We start from the raw sequence: 18,909 nt of genomic DNA, 5'->3' as shown, positions 1-18,909 counted from the left end.
TAGGTGAGGCCGGCGTCCAGGGGGCGCAGGGCGCGCAGGGTGCGCAGGGTGATGCCGGTGTTCAGGGTGCGCAGGGTGTCCAAGGTTTCCAGGGCGAGACGGGTGCTCAAGGTGCTCAAGGTGAGGCCGGCGTCCAGGGGGCGCAGGGCGCGCAGGGTGCGCAGGGTGATGCCGGTGTTCAGGGCGCGCAGGGTGCTCAAGGTGACGTCGGGGCGCAGGGTGCTCAAGGCAGCGTCGGTGCGCAGGGTGGCGTTGGCGTTCAGGGTGCGCAGGGTGTCCAAGGTTTCCAGGGCGACACGGGTGCTCAAGGTGCTCAAGGTGAGGCCGGCGTCCAGGGGGCGCAGGGCGCGCAGGGTGCGCAGGGTGATGCCGGTGTTCAGGGTGCGCAGGGTGTCCAAGGTTTCCAGGGCGACACGGGTGCTCAAGGTGCTCAAGGCGAGGCCGGCGTCCAGGGGGCGCAAGGCACTCAGGGTGCCCAGGGCTTGCAGGGCGTACAAGGGCCTCAGGGCGACATAGGTGCCCAGGGTTTTCAGGGTGTCCAAGGTGCCCAAGGCTTTCAGGGGGCCCAGGGCGAGGCAGGCGTTCAGGGCACGCAGGGTGCGACGGGTGCCCAGGGGATCCAGGGTGCTCAGGGCGACGCGGGCGCTCAGGGCGCTCAGGGCCTGCAGGGCGTACCCGGACCGCAGGGTCCCCAGGGCGCACAGGGAGTGGCGGGTAACGGCGTCCAGGCCGCCTACATTCAGGGTCCGCTGACCGTGATCGCGGATACCCCCGTCAATTTCGGCTGTGTCCCCGGAGACATTGCCGTCGGAACCGGATATCAGCTCTCGGGCGCGGGCGTGAACCCGGTGCTTATCCAGCCACTCTCGACCAGCGGCTACCAGTTCACCTTCACCGGGGGAGGTGCCGATATCTGGGTGTCCTGCATCTCATTGTCCGCACCGCTGGCGTTTGCGCCCGCAGCCAATAAGTCGGGTCGGGCGTCAGTCGACAGTAGTAACGCCAGCCGGCCGAACAGCGAGTCGGGCCGCCCCGTTACCGTCAAGGAGGAAGAATGAGCACACGTCAAATATTCGGATCACTCGCCTGTGGTGCGGTCCTGCTGACCGGAGTCGCGGGATGCAGCGACAAGCCGGCTGAGAAGCCGCAGACGAGCACCTCCGGCGACAGTGACAAGGCGAACGGCGACACCAACGCCGGAACCGCGCCGGCGGACCTGTTGAAACTCGGTGTCGAACAGGGCCAAGCCGGCAACTTCGACGCCGCGAAGACCACCTTCGAGAAGGTCGTGGCCGTCGAGGCCGACAACAAGTTCGCCTGGTTCAACTTGGGCTTCATCGCTCAATCGCGCAACCAGCCGGATGAGGCGGTCAACAACTACGACAAGGCACTGGCGGCCGACGGCAACTACAAGCCAGCCCTTTTCAACAAGGCTATTGCGCTGGAGAGTAAGGCCCCGACGACGTCGATGGACATCTACCGAAAGGTCGTGTCGATCGACAACAAGTCGTCAACCGCTTACCTGCGACTGGGCATGCTGCTGTCCCAAACGGGTGAGGACTCCGCGGCGCGGGACGCCTTCAAGGCCGCGATCCGGCTGGACAAGGGGCTCACCTCGGCCGTTCCGGCAAAGTACCGCCCGGCCCCGACCGCTCGATCCTCGACTCCGGCGGGTAGGTGACCGGCCCCATGCACGCACCACGCGTAACGGTCTTCACAGGAAGCAACCGCACCCGTTTCATCGACGAATGCTTCCGCTCACTTGTCGCGCAGACTTTCACCGACTGGGAATGGGTGGTCATTCTCAACCAAGGATCTCGTTGGCGGCCGGAGAGGCACGACGACCGTATCCGGCTCATTGTTCAGGACAACCTGAACGGCGTCGGCGCCGTGAAGGGGTACGCCTGCGCCGAGGCTGCCGGGGACATCCTGGTCGAGCTTGACGACGACGATCTGCTCAGCAGCGACTGCCTGCAACAGATCGTCGACGCCTTCGACGCCAACCCGGAGGTGGGGTTCGTCTACAGCGACACCGCGCAGATCCAGGAGGATGGCGGCCGTTGCGAGGACCGTTTCGCGAGTTCGTTCGGGTGGCGGCACTACGACGAGAAGGTGGACGGCCGCGAGGTGCTGGTCTGCCGGGCGTTGCCGCCGACGCCACACAACGTGAGCTATATCTGGTACGCACCGAACCACGTGCGCGCCTTCCGCCGGGACATCTACGAGAAGGTCGGCGGATACGACGAGTCGCTCGACGTCGCGGACGACGCCGACCTCATGGCTCGGATGTACCAGGTGAGCGATTTCTACCATATTCAGAAATGCCTTTACCTGCAGCGCATGCATCCCAAGAACACGCAGCGCATTCCCGATGTCAACGCCCGTATCCAGCAACGTACGGTGGAGATCTACGACCGGAACATTCAACAGAACGCGCTGGCCTGGTCGCGGCGGCAAGGGCTCCTGGCGCTGGATCTGGGTGCCGCCCACAACAAGCCCGAAGGCTATGTCGGCCTGGATTACCATGACGGGCCGGGCGTCGACATGGTCTGCGACATAACCAAGGGCGTCGACCTGCCGGACGGTAGTGTCGGCGTCATCCGGGCTGCGGACTTCCTGGAACACATTACGGACAAAATTGCACTCTTCAACGAATTGTATCGACTGCTCGCCCCGAACGGGATGTTGTTGTCGCTGACGCCCAGCACCGACGGTCGAGGTGCCTACCAGGACCCGACACATGTGGCGTTCTATAACGAAAACTCGTTCTGGTATTTTACGGACGCCAACTATTCTCGATTCGTGCCCGAGATCAAATGCCGCTTCCAGGCGTCGCGCTTGGTCACGTATTTTCCGAGCGAATGGCACCAGGTGCACAACATCCCGTACGTGTCCGCGAATCTCATCGCGATCAAGGATGACGCCTTACGCAACGGCGGCCCGCTGAACATTTGACTATCGGGCGTTGAGTGGCCGGTCCTCGGTGTGGAGGCGATGTGGTCGGGGCGGCCGTCGCGCCCGGCCTCGGTGTTTATCCGCCGAAGGCTTCGGCCAGCAGGGCCAACTGGCCTGGGGCCGCTCCCACATGCCGTGGGCTGTGCACGCCGAGGCAGACGGGTACGCCGTCTCGCTCGCCCCAGGAACAGCCGCCCCAAAACCGCTGGCTTGCTCGCAACAGTTCCCGTGCGACGTCGTCCGGTCGGTGGGTGGCCCCGACGGCGGTGACTGCTGATGTCACGACATCCTGGGCCTCGGGTGGGATGCCGGAATCGCCGACGGCGGGAAGGAGTAGGAGAAGCCGCTCAGTCGGGCTGCGTCCCAAGTCTGGTCGGCTCGCCGTCCTGACCAACTCGGCCCAGGAGAGCGCCGGCCCCTGGAAACCACCCTCCAGTGCGGCAGCGGTGATCGCCGTGTCGGAGCCGACCGGCTGGACCAGGTAGTCCCATCCCGAATCGCCATCGAAGTTGCGGAAGAGGACGTGCATGCGGTGGCCCTGGGCAAGGTCCAGGGAGATGACCGGCCAGGTGTCGTGCTGATGCAACGCCGACACGTAGTCCTCGACATCCGCCGGATCGGCGTCGAAGGCCGCCGCTGCGGTGCTGGAGCCGCCCGGCGCGAGGAGGAAGGCTGGCCAGAACAACGGGTCGTCCAGCCAGGGAGTGGCGTCCACGAGGACTGACGCGGCAACCGGCGGTTGGAACCCATCGAGGTAGCCAAGCAGAGGCATCCGAGCATCTTCGCAGACCGTGGTGGCCACAGGGCGCCTCGCCGCGGGCGTGAGCCAAACGCTGAGGGCGGTGCGGGTCGGCGCGTACCAGATGATTTTCGAACTCACCTGGACCGACCCTCCTGGCGCACCGTCGTCATCGCGGGCCGCTGCGTCTGTGCGGTAGCTCGCGCGGTGGCGGACAGGGCGCGCGCGTAGCAGATCAACTGGCTCGGCGGGCGTTGTCCACAACCCACGAGGTTGTCCACAGGCGGCGCGATCGGGGCGGCCTGCCGTGCGATTTCCGAGCAGGGTCGGCGGCATACCAGAGCCCGACCGCTGGAGGCCGTGATGCCATCCCGTACCTCGGTTCCGCCGATCCGCCGGCTTCCGCTGGTCGTCACCGGCGACGATGACCTGCTCGACGATCTGCTCCGGCTCGCCGCCGCTGGCGGGGCCGAGGTGGAGCTTGCCCGCGACCCGGCCGCCGCCCGCACTCGCTGGCAGCCCGCTCCGCTGGTGCTGCTCGGCGCCGACCAGGCGCAGTCGTGTCTGCGTGCCCGGATGCCGCGGCGACCCCGGCTGGTGCTGGTCGGCCGAGCCGGTCAGTTGGACCCCGGCTGGCAGATCGCCGAGCTGATCGGGGCCGAGCACGTCGCCATGTTGCCCATCGCCGAGCCGTGGCTGGTGGACCGGTTCGCCGAGCAGGGTCCGGACCACTCGGACGGCGTCGGCGCCCGGATCGTCGCGGTGCTCGGCGGCCGGGGCGGTGCCGGGGCGAGTGTGCTCGCCGGTGGCCTCGCCGTGACCGCCGCTCGGGCCCGGTTGCGCACCCTGCTTGTCGACGCGGACCCGCTCGGCGGTGGCCTCGACCTCGTGCTGGGGTGGGAGCAGTTGGAGGGGCTGCGCTGGCCGTCACTCACCAGCGCCGACGGGCGGGTGGACGCCCCTGCGCTGGTGCGGGCCCTCCCCAACCGGGGTGACCTGGTGGTGCTCTCCTGGGACCGCGGCGAGATGCTGGCGCTGCCAGCGGCGGCGATGGCGGCGACCGTGGACGCTGCTCGGCGTGGTCGGGACTTCGTGGTGGTCGACGTGCCCCGGCAGTTGGACGACGCCGCGGTGGTGGCGTTGCAGGCGGCCGACCAGGCTTTTGTCGTCGTCCCCGCCGAGTTGCGTGCCACCGCTGCGGCCGCTCGGGTGGTGGCCGCCGCCGCCCCACACTGCGCTGCGCTCTCGGTGGTGGTGCGTGGGCCCGCGCCAGGCCGACTTCGCGCCACCGAGGTGGCCCGGGCTCTGGGCCTGCCGTTGGCTGGCGCGCTGCGCCCCGAGCCGGGGCTGTGCCGCGGACTGGAACGAGGTGAGGCACCGGCCGCCGCGGGGAAAGGCCCGCTGGCCGCACTGTGCCAGCGGATCGTCACCGACCTGACCGGTGTGCCGGCGACGGGTGCGGCATGACCGGCCGGTCGCAGGACAGCACCCTCGCCGCTCGGGTACGGCAGCGGATCGCCGCCGCCACCACGCCGGTCACCGCGGCGGCGATCGTCTCCGCCGTACGGGCCGAGCCAACCGCCGCGGTGCTCGGCGACAACGCCCTGCTGCGGATAGCCGACCGGGTGCACGACGACCTGGTCGGTGCCGGGCCGCTGGCCCCACTGCTCGCCGACCCGGAGGTCACCGACGTCCTCGTCAACGGGACCCGGGTCTGGGTCGACCGTGGTTCCGGGCTGCAGCAGGTCGCGATTCCGTTGGGCTCGATCGAGGACGTCCGCCGGTTGGCACAGCGGCTGATCGCCAGCGCCGGCCGGCGGCTCGACGACGGCTCCCCGTACGCGGACGCCAGGCTCCCGGACGGCACCCGTCTGCACGCCGTGCTGCCGCCGGTGGCGACCGAGGGCCCCTACCTGTCTCTGCGGACCTTCCGACATCGACCGTTCACGCTCGACGAGCTGGTCCGCCACGGGACCGTGCCGCGGCCGGTGGCGCCGCTGCTCGCTGCCGTCGTGGCTGCCCGCCTGGCGTACCTGGTGACCGGGGGAACCGGGTCGGGCAAGACGACTCTGCTCAACACACTCCTGGGGCTGGTGCCGGCCACCGAGCGGATCGTACTGGTGGAGGACGCCGCCGAGCTGCGTCCGGGGCATCCGCACGTGGTGGGGCTTCAGGTGCGTACCGCAAATGTGGAGGGAACGGGTGTGGTCGGCCTCGGCGACCTGGTCCGGCAGGCGTTGCGGATGCGTCCGGACCGCCTGGTGGTCGGGGAGTGCCGGGGCGGTGAGGTGGTCGACCTGCTCGCGGCGCTCAACACCGGCCACGACGGAGGCGCCGGCACGTTGCACGCCAACACCCCCTCCGACGTTCCGGCCCGGCTGGAGGCGCTGGGCATGTTGGGTGGGCTGCCACGCGCCGCGCTACACGCCCAGGTGGCCGCCGCGTTGCAGGTGCTGTTCCAGGTGCGGCGTGGAGACCGGGGGCGCATCCTGGAGTCGGTCTGCCTTCTCCTGCCCGAGGGACCGGAACGGTTGGTCACCGTGGTGCCCGCCTGGGTACGCGGCAGCGGGCTCGGGTTGGCCGCTCGCGCACTTGGCGCGCTGCTGCGGGAGCGTGGCGTGGCGGTGCCGCCGATCCTCAGTGAGCCGTGGCCCGGATCGGCGGGCCCAGCATGAGCGGCGCGACGATGGTGCTGGCGGCGCTGCTGCTCGTGGCCACCGCCCTGCTGGCGTGGCCCGTGCACACCGTCCGGGCCCGCCGACGCCGGGTTCTGGCGACGGGACGCGGGAACGGTGGAGCCGATCCCAACGACGCACTCGTGGAGTGGATCCGGGAACTCGGCCGCACGCCGGACGGGCCGGTCGACGGGCCCGGCGACTCGCCGACCCCGGACGGTCCGGCTGGCGTCCCCCATCGTCCGCGGTCCATTGCGGCCCCGGGCGGGAGACCTACCGCGCTCGGCTGGCCCAGCCGGGACGTCGCCGGCAGCCCAGGCTGGCCCTGGTCCACAGGCGGGTCGGCGGGGCTCGCCCGTCCGGTAGGCCCGTCCCGTCCGCCGACCCGCCGGGATCCCCGGCGTCCGGCTGGCACTGTCGGGCCCGAGACCACGATCCGAGATGCGGAACGACCGGGCGGCACCTCCCTGGCCGCGATCACGATCGTCGGCGGCGATGCGGGTGTGGGCCGTCGGGACGACGTCTCGGACGCGGTGACGACCTCCGGGCGCGGCGACGTGGCGGACGGTCGGGGCGACACCCCCGGTGCGGTAACGGCCGAGGGACGCCGCGGCAACCGGTTCGCCGGTTCGGCCGATGGGCCGAGTGGGGTCGCGCGGCAGCGCGCACCGCGCTCGTCGAGACGTGTGCTGCCGCTGGTCGGGGTGCTGGGAGGTGGTGTCGGTGCCGTGGTCGGTGGCCCGGTCGCAGCGGTCGCGGTGGGCGGGTACGTGACACTGGCCGCGCGGGCCGTGCTGCGCTGGCGAGTGAACCGGAGCGCCGAGCGAAGGCGGCGACATGGGCTCGACCAACTGTGTGGCCTCGCGGCGGGCCTTCGGGCCGGCCTGCCCGTCCAGCGCGCGATCGAGGCCGCCACCGATGGGCGGGACAACTCGGACCGGCTGCGCCGGCTGACCGCAGCGGCGGTGCGACTGGCCGACCGGACCGGGGCGCCGCTGGCGGACCTCGTCGAGCGGATCGAGGCCGACGCTCGGGCGGCCGACCGGGGTCTGGCCGCGGCGGCGGCCCAGGCAGCCGGTGCTCGGGCCACGGCCTGGTTGCTGGCGGCGTTGCCGGTGGGTGGGATCGGGCTCGGGTACACGATAGGCGTCGACCCGTTGGCGGTGCTGCTGCACAGCAGCGTCGGAGGGTCCTGTGCGGTCCTCGCGGTGGCCCTACAGGTCGTGGGCCTCCTCTGGGCGGAACGGCTGGGCGCGGCGCCGGGGCGGGCCGGATGAGGTCGCGAAATCCGGCGAGCCAACGCAGCTTGGTCGCCGGGCGGCGGCCGGACGCGATCCGCCTCGCCGCAGGGCTGGGTGGGCTGGCCGTAGCCGTGGTCGTCGAGGGCTGGCTGGGGCTGCTCGGTGCGGTGCCGACCGCGTTCGTGCTGGATCTCCTGCTGCGGCGGATCGAGTCGCCGGGCGTGCGCAAGCGGCGGTTGCAGGAGGCCGTCGACCTGCCGCTCGCGGTCGACCTGCTGGCCGCCGCGATGCGAGCGGGCGCGCCTGTGGATCGCTCGGTGCTGGCCGTCGCCGAGGCTCTGGACGGACCACTCGCCGCGCGGTTGGCGCGGGCCGGCCGCACGCTGCTGCTCGGCGGCGGCCCGGTGGAGGCGTGGTCCGCGCTGGACGGCGTGCCCGGTGCGGAGCGGTTGACCGCGGCGGCGTTGCGTTCGGCCAACAGCGGCGCCGCCCTGGCCGGCGCACTGACCCGGCTCGCCGACGACCTACGTGCCGACCGGGCCACCGCCGCCGAGGCGTCAGCCCGTCGGGCGGGCGTGCTCATCGTCCTGCCGCTGGGGCTCTGCTTCCTGCCGGCGTTCATTCTCGCCGGCCTGGTGCCGGTGATCGTCGCCGTTCTCGGCGACGTGCTCTGACCCATCGAGAGCGACGTGCTCTGACCCATCGAGAAGGGAAACAGCCATGCGCAAACTCATCGCTCGCCTGCGCGGCGATGCCGGAATGAACACCGCCGAGTACGCCGTCGGCACGCTCGCCGCAGTCGCCTTCGCCGGGATCCTGTTGAAGGTGCTGACCTCCGGCAACGTCCAGTCGGCGTTGACCGCAGTCATCGACCGAGCGCTGAAGTGATCCTGCGCCGGCAGGGCGGTCTCGGTCCAAGGGCTGGCACCTCTGGGCGGGCAGGTGGCGGCGAGCGGCGAACCCGCCTCGTCGAACGGGCCGTTGGTGGGGACCGTGGCTCGTTCACCGCCGAACTGGCGGCCGGCCTGCCGGCGCTGCTCCTGCTCCTGTTGGCCGGCCTGACCGCGGTCAACGCCGTCACCGCACAGGCGAGCTGCCTACACGCGGCCCGGGAGGCGGCGTTGGCCGCCGCCCGGGGCGGGGACGGCAGCGCGGCGGCCGGGCGAGTTGCGCCGGGCGCGTCGGTGACGGTGGCCGTCGACGGCAACCGGGTGCAGGCGACGGTACGAGCGCCCGTGCCCACGCTGGGCGGACGGCTCCCGCGGGTCACCGTCGTCGCAACCGCCGTCGCAGCCCTGGAACCAGCCGCCGTCGAGGGGAGTTGGTGATGGGTCGGCGGTTCCACTTCGGCCACGGCGTGGACTCCGGACGACTCGATCGGCCGCCGGACGCGCAGCGCGGCGGTGCAACTGTCCTGGTGCTGGCGATCGGGCTGGTCTTCGTGCTGTTCGGGATGTTCGGCGCCGCCATCGCGGCCGCCGGCATGGCCGGTCAGCGGGCGATGGTGGCAGCCGATCTCGGCGCGCTGGCCGGAGCCGCAAAGGCGCTCGATGGCGACACGATGGTCTGTGCGTCCGCGGCCGACATCGTCGGCCGCAACACTGGCCGGCTGGTCGGCTGTCGCGTCGACGGTCTCGACGTGCTGGTGACCGTCGAGGTGGCGTTCACGCCACTCCCCGGCCTGACCCGGGTCGCCACGTCGACGGCCCGCGCCGGCCCGGTCCGCGGCTGAACGAGTGGACCGGGTGGGTGCGCCTGTCCGAGCGGGTCGTGCAGACTGCCCTGGCTACCCGTTACGGGCCGCCAGGGCAGTCGCATGAGAGGGCGATCCTGGGTCAGGACTTGTCGATGAGGCTGTGGAGCGAGGCCGCCGTCAGAAGACTGGTGACGATCCCTCCCGCCAAGCCAGCGAGCAGTCCGACTACGGCTTGCCAGGCACTGCCCGCGACCGGTGGGTCGACGGACATGGCCGCCGAAACTCCGGCACTGAGTCCTACGAGTAGTCCGACGATCGCCGAGATGGTGATGATGAGAGTGGAGCGAGCGGACAGGAACACGGCTCCTCGACCGTGGTCCTTCGGCTCTTCTGGCGGTACGCCAGAGTCGTCTAAGCTGGCCATCACGAGTGTCCTCCGGGACGTTCCGAGACGACCGCCGCCTCCCACATCTCACAGCCGGATGCGGCGGTCGTTCTCCCTTTGAGCCCCCGGTCGGGGACCTCCTTCATGAATCAGGGACGCACGGGTCGCATGGCAAGCTGACAGCGCCCCTGTTCGACGCAGCGAGGTCGCACGGTGGTCAGGCGGACGTCAGGACGACCGAGACCCGGCCACACTCCGCAGCGAAACTCGCGAACACCGCCTCCGCCGTCGGCGTGCCGGAGTCCTGGCCGGCGCGCAGAGAACGGTTCAACAGACTCAGAAGACTGTCGATGCCGGTCAGGACGACCCGTCCAGGCGCGAGCATCGATTGGGCGTGAGACCTCGCGCGGTCGGTCATGCCGTTGAGGCACAGCAGCGCCCGGGCCTCCTCCCCGGCTCCTTCGTCAACGAGCGTCTGCTTGACGACCGCGCCGGTGACGCGTTCGGTGGCGATGAGCAGCGTGCCGGTCTGGCCGCTGGGCAGCCGGAACTGCACACGGTCCGCCATGGCTTGCACCCGGAGGTGATACCGCTCCAGAAGACCGGTGAGGAGATCGATCACCTCTGGCAGGTCCTCCGCCAGGCTGAAGTCCGTGAAGTAGTCGCCGTAAGAAGGCGCGTCGGGGTCGTCGGCGACCGGCTTCTCACCCAGTCCGACGGGCAGCCGGGCCTGCAGTGGCTGCTGTCGGCGTTCGGCAGCGTCCAGCGCGGCCCGAGCGGCTTCGACCTCTGCCTCGGTCAACCCCAGCCGGGCCGTCGTCAGAAGGTCCCGCAACTCCTCGGGCTCCTCGTCGCCTGGCAGGGTGATCAACCGTTCCCGGTGCAGTGCCTCGACATGCAGATCGAGCAACGGAGTGAGCCATGGCGGAACACCTGACCAGATTGCGTCGGAGAGCGGGCGCAGCCGCTGGGTGCGGGGGCCGGTGCTCCGGTGCCGCGCGAAGTGGTCAGCGGCGCCCAGGACGTTGCTCACCTGGTCACACAACTGCTCGACGTCGGCGAGGTGGAGTTCGACCCGGCGAAGCTCCTTGGTGACCCGCCGGCGGCCACGCCGCGACCGTCGCTCGCGCTCGTAACGGGTGCCGGCCTCCACCCGTCCCTTGATGTCTGCGAAGGGCACGCCGTGCCGCCACAGGTAGGCGACGAACGCACGCAGCACCACGTTCACGTCGCGTAACCCGTCCGAAGTCCGCAGAAGGCCTACGACGGCACTGTCATCACCGTGCCGTTGGTCCGTCAGGACGGACTCCGGGAGAGGGCTGAGCACCGCGTTGGGGTCGCGCTGCCGCAGTTCCCGAAGCAGCTCTTCCTCGGCGGTGAGCCGCGCGTCGCGTCCCTCCGCGCACATCGGCGCGATGAGGCGGCCGACCGACTTGATTGTCTCCTGTTCAAGCTCGCCGTGCGTCCAGTCCGGCTCCCACGCTGACATGGAGATCCAGTTGAGCCGCCGTACCGAAAGGCTGGTCGCCGCCACAGCGATCAAATCCAACTCGCTGGCACCGTGAACCGCCAGGTCGGCGAGCTGTTCCAGTACCGGGGCCGTCGCCAGCGGCAGATTGTTGACTGCGATCGCAACGCCCAGCGGGGATGCCTTCCACCCGTGGACGTCCAGCTCCGCGACCAGCCCTCTTTTGATCAGTCCCTGCAACACGTCCTCCGCGCGCGGCAGGTCTTCCGGGACCAGATTCGCCAGGAGGGTCGCACCGATGACCTCGTGCGCCCGCGCGATGTGCTCCGTCAACGGCTGGCTGCGGCCCTGAGCAGTCATGTCCTGGAGCACGAGCAACGCCATGTCGTCGCTGGACATCCGGCTCGCGACCTCGGTGCCGCCGTGCCGGGGCAGGACGAATTGCTGCCACAGGCCGTCAACGGTGCTGAGTGTCGTCGCGTCCATGTCGTCGTTCCGGCGAAGCTTGCGGTGCAGGTACTCGGCGTCCTCCGTCAGCATCCACGCGTCACCACTCTTGCTCAGCCCGAGACGACCCGCTCGCCCGATGCGATTCTTCACGTCTCCCAGCCCCAAGGACCGCAGCTCTCCGGTGGCCCCGCCGGTACTGACCGTGCAGCTTGCGAGCACGACCACGTCGACGGGCAGGTTCAGGCCGACACTGAGCGTGTCGGTCGTTACCAACACCCGTAGCAGACCGTTGCGGAACTCGTCCTGAACGAGTTCCCGCAGCGGACGAGTGAGCTGCCGCGTGTGATAGGCGCACCCGGTCATCAATGCGGTCTCGACGTCCTTGCGGGCGCCATGTGCCGCGGTCCGACTCAGCCGTTGGCGCCGCTCCTCGGCCAGCTCCACAGTCAGTGACTCGTCGCGGTACCGACCGAACCGCCAGGGGTTGTTTCGGGTACGTCGGATGGCACCGAACTCTCGGTCCATCGCCGCCTGGATCGCCGCGGCCAGCGAGAACGCGCTGCTCCGGGACCGCGTGTACACCAACAAGCGAAGATCGGGATTCTCCTTCAGCTTGTGTACGACCACCGCCGGTGCCAACACGTTGCCGCCGCTGCGAGCCCGGGCGAGGATGGAGCGCGACGCGCCGTCGTCTCTCGCCCAGTCCGACAGCATCTGGGACTTCAGGTCCAGCTCGGCCTCTTCGATCGCACCGCTGCCGGCGTCGTCCCCGTCGTCGCTGACAGCGCTGGTGTCACGTAGCTTGCGCCACATGAAACCGTCGTAGGCGCGGACATCGAGGGACACCGGGCGTGCGGAGGTGTGCCGATGCCGTTCCTGGTCGACGTCAAGCCACCCGGCGAGTCGCGTCCGGCTCTCCTGCGAAAGCACCGCGCTGATGCCGACGATGGGCAACGTCGGGTAGTTCAGGCGAACCTTCGTCAGCATCGACTCCAGCCTCGGGCCACGCCCTTCGTCATCGAGGTACTGCAACTCGTCGACGATGAGAACACCGCAGCCCCGCAGCGGATCCTGGCCGCTACTGAGGTACGCGTCGAGCGTCTCGTAGATCATCACCGCGACCTCGTACCGTCCCGAGGCCAGATCCTCGACGTTCTCGGGGTAGTCGCGGCTTCCACCCAGAACTCGGAACTGCAGGCCGGCGTCCGCGAACCAGCCGGTCAGCTCATTGACGACGTCGCCGACGAGCGCCTTGAGCGGCAGGGCGATCACTGCCCGGCGGTTGCGGTGTCCGAGTTCTCGCCGGCCGACCACGTATCCGGCGGCGAGTTGACCCAGCAGCGACTTGCCGCTGCCGGTGACCGCGCTGAGCAGCAGGTTCTCGCCCGATCCCATGGCCTTGGCGAGGACCGGGATGGTCTCGGCCTGATAGGTCGTCAGCTGCGGCGTGCCGGTGTGCCGCGCCAGTCGCCGCCGGGTCGCAGCCGCCAGACTCGGCGGGAGCATCTGGTCGAGGATGCTGAGCGAGTCGACCTGTCCGATCTGCACGGGCACGGGCTCGATCGAACTGCCGATCCGCCGAACGATGTCCCGGGCGGCGAGTTGCTCGCCCTGGGAGCCTTTCAGTCCAGCCCGGGTCCGGCGTAGTGCCCAGTCCTTGCGGCTCTTGTAGGTGTCCTCGTTCTGGTAGATCCCTCGATTTGGCCTGTATGCCGCACTTCCCACCGAGGCGCGGCCCTTGAGTCCCGCGATTACCAGCTCGTACCAGCACCAGACCGACTCCTGCCTGATCCGCAGGTCGGTGTCGGGCGAGTCCGGCCGGAAGCCGAACTCTTCCGCCATCTCGACCAGGACGCCGGCGATGAGTGCATGGAGCAAGTGCCCGTTGGCGGCCAGGCCGTCGGCTTTCTGCCACACCTCCTCGAAGGCGGCAACGCACTCCGGGTGCCGTTCGAGCAGGGCCGCCCGCCCCCGCAGTACGTGTGGATGTTCTTCGGTGACGCCTGACGCCACCCGGAAGAATTCGCACTCCGCGAGCGACAGGAGTTGGCTCTGCACCGACGTGGTTTGTCCCCGACTGATCAGCGACGTGATCTCACGGGCCTGGTTCAGCCCCACGGACAACGACTGCCAGGCCGTGTCCCACGCCAGGCCGTCCTCGCCAGCACCGAGCACCGTCGCGATTTCGTTCGTCATGTCCATCCCCTTCGCACGAACCCGGACCGATGAGACGCCGGGACGCTTCGTGCATGCCGGTCGCACAGGTCGCACGGCAACTGCTTGCGGAACGCTTTGGCGAACGGGCGTCTCATGGAGGTCGCATGCGACTCGTGCGTCATGCATCGGCGTTTCGTCAGACGTCGGCATCACTGTCTGTCGCGGTCGTTTCACTCTAGAGGGGGTGTGGGATGGGACGCACCGTCCGACAGGTCGGGGACTGGACACCCGAATGTCACCTGGGTTTGGCAGGACGGCAACAGGTCGGCCGCCTTCGGCCCAGCCGCGTTGATCCGGCGGCCGGGATTAGCGGACGAGACAGCGGAGGGTGGAGGCCCGTTCGAGCGTCCGAAGGGGCCTACCTCGTTCGGCGGGGAATGGGGATCCCTCGCCGCCGAATGCCGGCTGTCTTGCCGGCACTGCCTGCGCTCGTGTTCGTCTGTCTGCCGACAGCCTGCTGGCCGGGGTCAGGGCCGAGGGGCCTTGGCCCGGCCAGCGGCCGAGCAATGGGTGCGGGGTGTCAGCGGGCCTGGAGCGCGTCGAGGGCTACGGCCATGGCGATGACCAGGCGGCGGTCGATCTGCGGCTGCTGCACCTCGACGATGTACTTGTCGCGCAGGCCCCACTTCTTGACCACGCTGAAGACCGGCTGGCCACCGGCGGTGAAGTCGAAGTGGTAGGGCAGCCAGGAGAGCGAGTCGACGAACCGGCGCAGCAGTGCGACCGGCAGGCTGCGCTCCTGGCCCGTCACCTGCGGCAGGCCGGCCTGCTCGACGTGCCACGTGGACCGGAGCAACGACTGGGCGAAGTCCTTGCGGAACAGGCCGATCGGGTTGCCGGCCGCGTCGGTCACGTCGTACGTGGCGCCGAGGTCGATGCGCTGGCGGGCCTTGAAACCGAGCAGGGGCTGCTGCTTCGAGTCGTCCGTGTAGATCGTCACCTGTTCCTTGAAGGCCAGCCGCTTCTGCTGCGCGAAGGCCAGCAGCTCACCTTCGGTGCCGTCCGGGGAGACCGCACGGACCTCGTACTGGTTGACCATCATGCGCAGGCGTTGGCGGATGTGGAACTGGTGCTGGCTCTGCAAGTTGTCGAGCTGCATGTGAACTCCTCAGGGGGTTGGTCCGCCGGAGTCTCGCACAGCCCGACGACCGTCGCGTTCCCCGCCATCGACGGTCGCGTGATGCCGGGGAGCCGTCGGGGGGCAGTCGGACGACCAGCCCAGCATGCCGTTGCCCGTACCGAGGAGAGACGGATCAACGCCCGTCAGGCGTGGTCGCGGCGCGCAGCGCCCAGGTGTTGACGACCTGGTGGATGACGCGCAGCCGTTCGTTGATCTGCTCCAGGCGCTCGGCCTGAGCCAGGTTGGCCAGCGCCGACCCGAGCGCGATCTGCTGGTCGAGGGTGAGTTGATCCTGGTCAATGCTGTAGAGCAGGTCGACGGTCTCGGCGATGGTGTCGGCCACGGCTCCTCCTCGGACACGGGGGCGATCGGCAGGATGGGCATCGATGGAAGCGCTCCCACATCATTGTGCCCAGTGGCATGCCGATTCATGCAACCCGTTCAGTCGGGCAGGTTCGCCAACACCACGTCGAGCACCCGGATCGCGTCGGGCTTGGAGAGCGGATTGTTGCCGTTGCCGCATTTGGGCGACTGCACGCAGGACGGGCAGCCGGTCTCGCAGCCGCACTCGGCGATCGCGTCCCGGGTGGCCCGCAGCCAGGCCGACGCCGTCGCGTACGCCCGCTCGGCGAACCCCGCGCCGCCCGGGTGCCCGTCGTAGACGAAGACCGTGGGCGCCTCGGTGTCCTGGTGGACCGCGGTGGAGAGCCCGCCGATGTCCCACCTGTCGCAGGTGGCCATCAGCGGGAGCAGGCCGATCGCGGCGTGTTCGGCGGCGTGCAGCGCACCCGGCACGTCGGCCGGCTGGACCCCGGCAAGGGTCAACGACTGCGGCGACAGGGTGAACCAGACCGCCACCGTGCGCAGCTCCCGGGTGGGCAGGTCGAGCGGCCGGGTGTCGATCACCTCGCCGGTGGCGATCCGCCGCCGCTGGTACGACACGACCTGACTTGTCACGTCCACCTCGCCGAGGAACATGCCGACCGGCCCGGCGTCCACGTAGGAACGCACCGACACCACGGACAGGTCGGTGACATCCCGCGCGTGGGTGGACCAGTCCGGCTCCTCGGCGTGCACCAGCGCGCAGCCGTCGGCGAGGTCGAGGTCGTCGACCACGTACGAGACGCCCTGGTGCAGATGGACCGCGCCGGGGTGGAGAAGGAAGTGCGAGGAGCCGCCGTCGACCGTGCCGAGCAGCCGGCCGGTCGACGACTCCACCACACAGACCGGAGCGCCGCCCTCACCGCGCAGGTCCACCTCGGGCCGCTCCCGGTGCCGCCAGTACCAGCCGGTGGGACGCTGCCGCAGGGCACCGGCCGCCACCAGCTCGTCGACCGCCTCCTTCGCCCCGTCACCGAAGAGTGCCAGGTCGGCCGGGGTGAGCGGTGCCTCGACCGCCGCGCAGGCGAGTTGCGGTGCCAACACGTACGGGTTGGCCGGGTCGAGCACCGTCGCCTCCACCGGAGCACCGAAGATCGCCTCCGGGTGGTGCACCAGATAGGTGTCCAGTGGGTCGTCCCGGGCCACCAGCACCGCGAGGGCCTCCTGCCCGGAACGCCCGGCGCGGCCCGCCTGCTGCCAGAGCGACGCCCGGGTGCCCGGGTAGCCGCAGATCAGCACCGCGTCCAGCCCGACCAGGTCCACGCCCAGCTCCAACGCGTTGGTGGAGGCCAGGCCGAGCAGGTCGCCGTGCAGCAGTGCCCGCTCCAACTCGCGCCGCTCCTCGCGCAGGTAGCCGCCCCGGTAGGCGGCCACCCGGTCGCCGAGCCCCGGCACCGCCTCGTCCAGCGACCGGCGCGCGTTGGCCGCCACGACCTCGGCGCCCTTGCGGGAGCGGACGAACGCGAGCGTGCGTACCCCTTCGGCGACCGTGTCGGCGAGCAGGTCCGCGGTCTCGCGCAGCGCCGACCGGCGGACCTGCCGGAGGTCGTCGTGGCCACCGTCCGCCTGCGGCGGCGCCGGGAGGGAGGAGTGGCCACCGTCTGCCTGCGGCGGCACCGGGAGGGGGAAGTCGTCGCCGGTCGCCTGCGGCGGCACCGGGGACGACGAGCCCGGGGGCACCGGGGCGGCCGAGCCCGACTCGGGTGGCAGCAGCGGCGGCTCCCAGAGTGCGAAGGTCACCCCGCCACGCGGCGACGCGTCCTCGGTGACCGCCGTCACCGGCAGGCCGGTCAGCCGTCCGGCCGCGGTCGCCGGGTCACCGGAGGTCGCCGAGGCCAGGACGAAGACCGGGGTGGCCCCGAACCGGGCGCACTGCCGGCGCAGCCGACGCAGCACGTGCGCCACGTGCGAGCCGAACACGCCCCGGTAGGTGTGGCACTCGTCGATCACCACGTACGCGAGTCGGCGCAGGAAACCGGACCACTGGGCGTGGCCGGGCAGGATGCCGTGGTGCAGCATGTCGGGGTTGGTCAGCACGAACCGGGAGTGCCTGCGGATCCACTCCCGTTCGGCGCGCGGAGTGTCGCCGTCGTAGCAGGCGGGGCGTACCCCTTCCAGCTCCAGCGCGGCGACGGCCCGCAACTGGTCGGCGGCGAGTGCCTTGGTCGGCGCGAGGTAGAGCACGGTGGCCCGGGGGTCGGCGAGCAGGGTGGCCAGCGCCGGGAGCTGGTACGCCAGCGACTTGCCGGACGCGGTGCCGGTGGCGACGACCACGTGCTGACCCTCGTACGCCAGGTTGGCCGCCTCGGCCTGGTGCTGCCAGGGCGCGACGACGCCGCGTGTGGCGAACGCCGCGCGCAGCTCCGCCGACGCCCACGGCGGCCAAGGCGCGGGCACCCCGGCGCGGGCCGGCACCCGCTCGACGTGGGTGACCGGATCGGCGGCGCCCCGGGCACGCAGCCGGCGCAGCAGGTCCTCCGGCGCTGGCCCGGGGCCGGGACCAGCGGATACGGTGGCCGCGGGCGACGACTCCAGGTCATGGCGCGGCGTGCCCTGCGCCGAGCTGAAGTCGTTGGAGGTCACGCCCTGCACTCTCGCACTGGTGTTCGGAGATGAAAAGTCGGGCCGGGGGGTAAGGGGAAGCCTCCGCTGGCGTCCGCAGGCCGCACCGGCGGTAGTGGTTAGATGCCCACGAGAGTTTACGGCTCTGGCGAGGAGGACCGATGGAGCTGTCGCTGGCGACCCGCACCGTGGGCGAGCACACGGTGCTTGAGGTCGGTGGTGAGGTGGACGTCTACACCGCGCCCCGGCTCCGCGAACGACTCCTTGAGTTGATCGACGGTGGCGCCCGTCACGTGGTGGTCGACCTCGATCGGGTGGACTTCCTCGACTCCACCGGGTTGGGCGTGCTGGTCGGCGCGCTCAAGCGGCTGCGCTCGGCAGGTGGTTCGTTCGCCCTGGTCTGTGACAAGGAGCCCCTGCTCAAGATCTTCCGGATCACCGCACTGGACCAGGTGTTCCCGTTGCACCCGACGGTCGACGCGGCGATCAGCGCCGACCCGGCGGGCGCCGGCGCGTGATGGCGACCGTCAAGCTCTCGTTCTCCCCCGCCCCGGTGCACGTGCGCACCGCCCGGTTGGTCGGCGTTGCCGTCGCCCGACGGGCCGGGGTCCGGGAGGACCTGCTGGACGAGGTACGCCTGGCCATCGGTGAGGCGTGCACCCGCGCGGTGGCGCTGCACCGGCAGTACGGCCTGGCCGACCCGGTGCTCGTGGAGATGTCCGACGGTGGCTCGTACGCGGTGCGGGTGGTGGACCGGGCGCCGATCGAGGCGGGCATCGGTCTGACCGCACTACCCCCGGACGAGTTGGCCAACGAGTCGCTCACCGACGAGGCGCTGACCACCGGCGTCGGGTTCGCGCTGCTCGCCGGTTTCGTCGAGGACCTCCAGGTGCGCCCCGTCGACGAGGGCATCGGCACCGAGGTGCGGATGGTGTGGCCGGTCGGCCGCTGACCCAAAACCGTTTCGTGGGCCGCATCCCAGTCGGGGTGCGGCCTTTCGTTTCATGGATCAGTCCCTAT

Annotated in this window: 18 protein-coding genes; 12 read left to right on the top strand and 6 right to left on the bottom strand. The window is 70.3% G+C overall.

Features of this window, described 5'->3' with window-relative positions:
• A partial coding sequence (locus tag ACGFIW_RS09230; protein WP_393312271.1) for a hypothetical protein occupies nucleotides 1–542 on the bottom strand: 542 nt, incomplete at its 3' end.
• A 165-nt stretch (nucleotides 543–707) separates the two neighbouring features.
• Between ACGFIW_RS09230 and ACGFIW_RS09225 the strand changes: the two genes are divergently transcribed.
• Genes ACGFIW_RS09225 through ACGFIW_RS09215 form a run of 3 tightly spaced genes read left to right on the top strand, consistent with a single transcriptional unit; the run spans nucleotide 708 to nucleotide 2,955 of the window.
• Nucleotides 708–1,058, top strand: a complete 351-nt coding sequence (locus ACGFIW_RS09225; RefSeq protein ID WP_393312269.1) for a hypothetical protein — start codon at nucleotides 708–710, stop codon at nucleotides 1,056–1,058.
• Complete coding sequence (locus ACGFIW_RS09220; RefSeq protein ID WP_393312267.1) at nucleotides 1,055–1,681, top strand: tetratricopeptide repeat protein; 627 nt, start codon at nucleotides 1,055–1,057, stop codon at nucleotides 1,679–1,681. The genes ACGFIW_RS09225 and ACGFIW_RS09220 overlap by 4 nt, the downstream gene beginning before the upstream one ends.
• An 8-nt stretch (nucleotides 1,682–1,689) precedes the next feature.
• Nucleotides 1,690–2,955, top strand: a complete 1,266-nt coding sequence (locus ACGFIW_RS09215; RefSeq protein ID WP_393312265.1) for a glycosyltransferase — start codon at nucleotides 1,690–1,692, stop codon at nucleotides 2,953–2,955.
• A 76-nt stretch (nucleotides 2,956–3,031) separates the two neighbouring features.
• On the opposite strand, the gene ACGFIW_RS09210 is transcribed toward ACGFIW_RS09215, so the two are convergent.
• Entirely contained in the window at nucleotides 3,032–3,727 is a 696-nt protein-coding gene (locus ACGFIW_RS09210; protein ID WP_393312263.1) for a hypothetical protein, read from the bottom strand.
• A 330-nt stretch (nucleotides 3,728–4,057) separates the two neighbouring features.
• Between ACGFIW_RS09210 and ssd the strand changes: the two genes are divergently transcribed.
• From ssd to ACGFIW_RS09175, 7 genes are read left to right on the top strand one after another with little or no spacing between them, the layout of a single operon-like run.
• Nucleotides 4,058–5,161 (top strand): septum site-determining protein Ssd, encoded by a 1,104-nt coding sequence (gene ssd, locus ACGFIW_RS09205; protein WP_393312261.1) that lies wholly within the window; start codon nucleotides 4,058–4,060, stop codon nucleotides 5,159–5,161.
• Nucleotides 5,158–6,369: a TadA family conjugal transfer-associated ATPase gene (locus tag ACGFIW_RS09200; RefSeq protein ID WP_393312259.1), complete on the top strand. Its 1,212-nt coding sequence runs from the start codon at nucleotides 5,158–5,160 to the stop codon at nucleotides 6,367–6,369. The genes ssd and ACGFIW_RS09200 overlap by 4 nt, the downstream gene beginning before the upstream one ends.
• The gene (locus ACGFIW_RS09195) at nucleotides 6,366–7,646 is read left to right on the top strand and encodes a type II secretion system F family protein (RefSeq protein ID WP_393312257.1); all 1,281 of its coding nucleotides are present in this window, start codon (nucleotides 6,366–6,368) and stop codon (nucleotides 7,644–7,646) included. The genes ACGFIW_RS09200 and ACGFIW_RS09195 overlap by 4 nt, the downstream gene beginning before the upstream one ends.
• A complete protein-coding gene (locus tag ACGFIW_RS09190; RefSeq protein ID WP_393312255.1) occupies nucleotides 7,643–8,284 on the top strand; it encodes a type II secretion system F family protein in 642 nt (213 codons plus the stop codon). The genes ACGFIW_RS09195 and ACGFIW_RS09190 overlap by 4 nt, the downstream gene beginning before the upstream one ends.
• A gap of 46 nt (nucleotides 8,285–8,330) precedes the next feature.
• Nucleotides 8,331–8,498 (top strand): DUF4244 domain-containing protein, encoded by a 168-nt coding sequence (locus ACGFIW_RS09185; RefSeq protein WP_081883916.1) that lies wholly within the window; start codon nucleotides 8,331–8,333, stop codon nucleotides 8,496–8,498.
• Nucleotides 8,495–8,938, top strand: coding sequence for a TadE family type IV pilus minor pilin (locus ACGFIW_RS09180; protein WP_393312253.1), 444 nt, complete (start codon nucleotides 8,495–8,497; stop codon nucleotides 8,936–8,938). The genes ACGFIW_RS09185 and ACGFIW_RS09180 overlap by 4 nt, the downstream gene beginning before the upstream one ends.
• Nucleotides 8,938–9,342: an Rv3654c family TadE-like protein gene (locus ACGFIW_RS09175; RefSeq protein ID WP_393312251.1), complete on the top strand. Its 405-nt coding sequence runs from the start codon at nucleotides 8,938–8,940 to the stop codon at nucleotides 9,340–9,342. Before ACGFIW_RS09180 ends, ACGFIW_RS09175 begins: the two co-directional genes overlap by 1 nt.
• A gap of 566 nt (nucleotides 9,343–9,908) precedes the next feature.
• Here ACGFIW_RS09175 and ACGFIW_RS09170 read toward each other — a convergent pair.
• From ACGFIW_RS09170 to ACGFIW_RS09155, 4 genes are all read right to left on the bottom strand, one after another.
• The gene (locus tag ACGFIW_RS09170; RefSeq protein ID WP_393312249.1) at nucleotides 9,909–13,952 is read right to left on the bottom strand and encodes a DEAD/DEAH box helicase; all 4,044 of its coding nucleotides are present in this window, start codon (nucleotides 13,950–13,952) and stop codon (nucleotides 9,909–9,911) included.
• Between the two features lie 394 nt (nucleotides 13,953–14,346).
• Nucleotides 14,347–14,925 (bottom strand): hypothetical protein, encoded by a 579-nt coding sequence (locus tag ACGFIW_RS09165; RefSeq protein ID WP_393312247.1) that lies wholly within the window; start codon nucleotides 14,923–14,925, stop codon nucleotides 14,347–14,349.
• A gap of 154 nt (nucleotides 14,926–15,079) precedes the next feature.
• On the bottom strand, nucleotides 15,080–15,289 hold the full coding sequence (locus tag ACGFIW_RS09160; protein WP_357557453.1) for a hypothetical protein: 210 nt from the start codon (nucleotides 15,287–15,289) through the stop codon (nucleotides 15,080–15,082).
• A gap of 98 nt (nucleotides 15,290–15,387) precedes the next feature.
• The gene (locus ACGFIW_RS09155; protein WP_393312245.1) at nucleotides 15,388–17,919 is read right to left on the bottom strand and encodes a DEAD/DEAH box helicase; all 2,532 of its coding nucleotides are present in this window, start codon (nucleotides 17,917–17,919) and stop codon (nucleotides 15,388–15,390) included.
• A 131-nt stretch (nucleotides 17,920–18,050) separates the two neighbouring features.
• Here ACGFIW_RS09155 and ACGFIW_RS09150 point away from each other — a divergent pair, with 131 nt between their 5' ends.
• Both ACGFIW_RS09150 and ACGFIW_RS09145 read left to right on the top strand, forming a co-directional pair.
• Nucleotides 18,051–18,407, top strand: a complete 357-nt coding sequence (locus ACGFIW_RS09150) for an STAS domain-containing protein (RefSeq protein ID WP_357068548.1) — start codon at nucleotides 18,051–18,053, stop codon at nucleotides 18,405–18,407.
• Nucleotides 18,404–18,841, top strand: a complete 438-nt coding sequence (locus ACGFIW_RS09145) for an ATP-binding protein (RefSeq protein WP_030334228.1) — start codon at nucleotides 18,404–18,406, stop codon at nucleotides 18,839–18,841. The genes ACGFIW_RS09150 and ACGFIW_RS09145 overlap by 4 nt, the downstream gene beginning before the upstream one ends.
• Nucleotides 18,842–18,909: the final 68 nt, after the last annotated feature.

The sequence above is a fragment of the Micromonospora sp. NPDC048935 genome (assembly GCF_043197875.1).
GTDB lineage: Bacteria > Actinomycetota > Actinomycetes > Mycobacteriales > Micromonosporaceae > Micromonospora.
Note: the sequence above shows the minus strand (reverse complement) of the source record. Positions and strands in the feature narration are given on the sequence as shown.

What these genes read in the sequence shown, in the direction of transcription:
- ACGFIW_RS09185 (WP_081883916.1), top strand. Translation starts at nt 8,331, where the DNA reads ATGCGCAAACTCATCGCTCGCCTGCGCGGCGATGCCGGAATGAACACC.
- ACGFIW_RS09170 (WP_393312249.1), bottom strand. Translation starts at nt 13,952, where the DNA reads ATGCATGACGCACGAGTCGCATGCGACCTCCATGAGACGCCCGTTCGC.
- ACGFIW_RS09190 (WP_393312255.1), top strand. Translation starts at nt 7,643, where the DNA reads ATGAGGTCGCGAAATCCGGCGAGCCAACGCAGCTTGGTCGCCGGGCGG.
- ACGFIW_RS09200 (WP_393312259.1), top strand. Translation starts at nt 5,158, where the DNA reads ATGACCGGCCGGTCGCAGGACAGCACCCTCGCCGCTCGGGTACGGCAG.
- ACGFIW_RS09175 (WP_393312251.1), top strand. Translation starts at nt 8,938, where the DNA reads ATGGGTCGGCGGTTCCACTTCGGCCACGGCGTGGACTCCGGACGACTC.
- ACGFIW_RS09215 (WP_393312265.1), top strand. Translation starts at nt 1,690, where the DNA reads ATGCACGCACCACGCGTAACGGTCTTCACAGGAAGCAACCGCACCCGT.
- ACGFIW_RS09195 (WP_393312257.1), top strand. Translation starts at nt 6,366, where the DNA reads ATGAGCGGCGCGACGATGGTGCTGGCGGCGCTGCTGCTCGTGGCCACC.
- ssd (WP_393312261.1), top strand. Translation starts at nt 4,058, where the DNA reads ATGCCATCCCGTACCTCGGTTCCGCCGATCCGCCGGCTTCCGCTGGTC.
- ACGFIW_RS09150 (WP_357068548.1), top strand. Translation starts at nt 18,051, where the DNA reads ATGGAGCTGTCGCTGGCGACCCGCACCGTGGGCGAGCACACGGTGCTT.
- ACGFIW_RS09210 (WP_393312263.1), bottom strand. Translation starts at nt 3,727, where the DNA reads ATGCCTCTGCTTGGCTACCTCGATGGGTTCCAACCGCCGGTTGCCGCG.
- ACGFIW_RS09165 (WP_393312247.1), bottom strand. Translation starts at nt 14,925, where the DNA reads ATGCAGCTCGACAACTTGCAGAGCCAGCACCAGTTCCACATCCGCCAA.
- ACGFIW_RS09220 (WP_393312267.1), top strand. Translation starts at nt 1,055, where the DNA reads ATGAGCACACGTCAAATATTCGGATCACTCGCCTGTGGTGCGGTCCTG.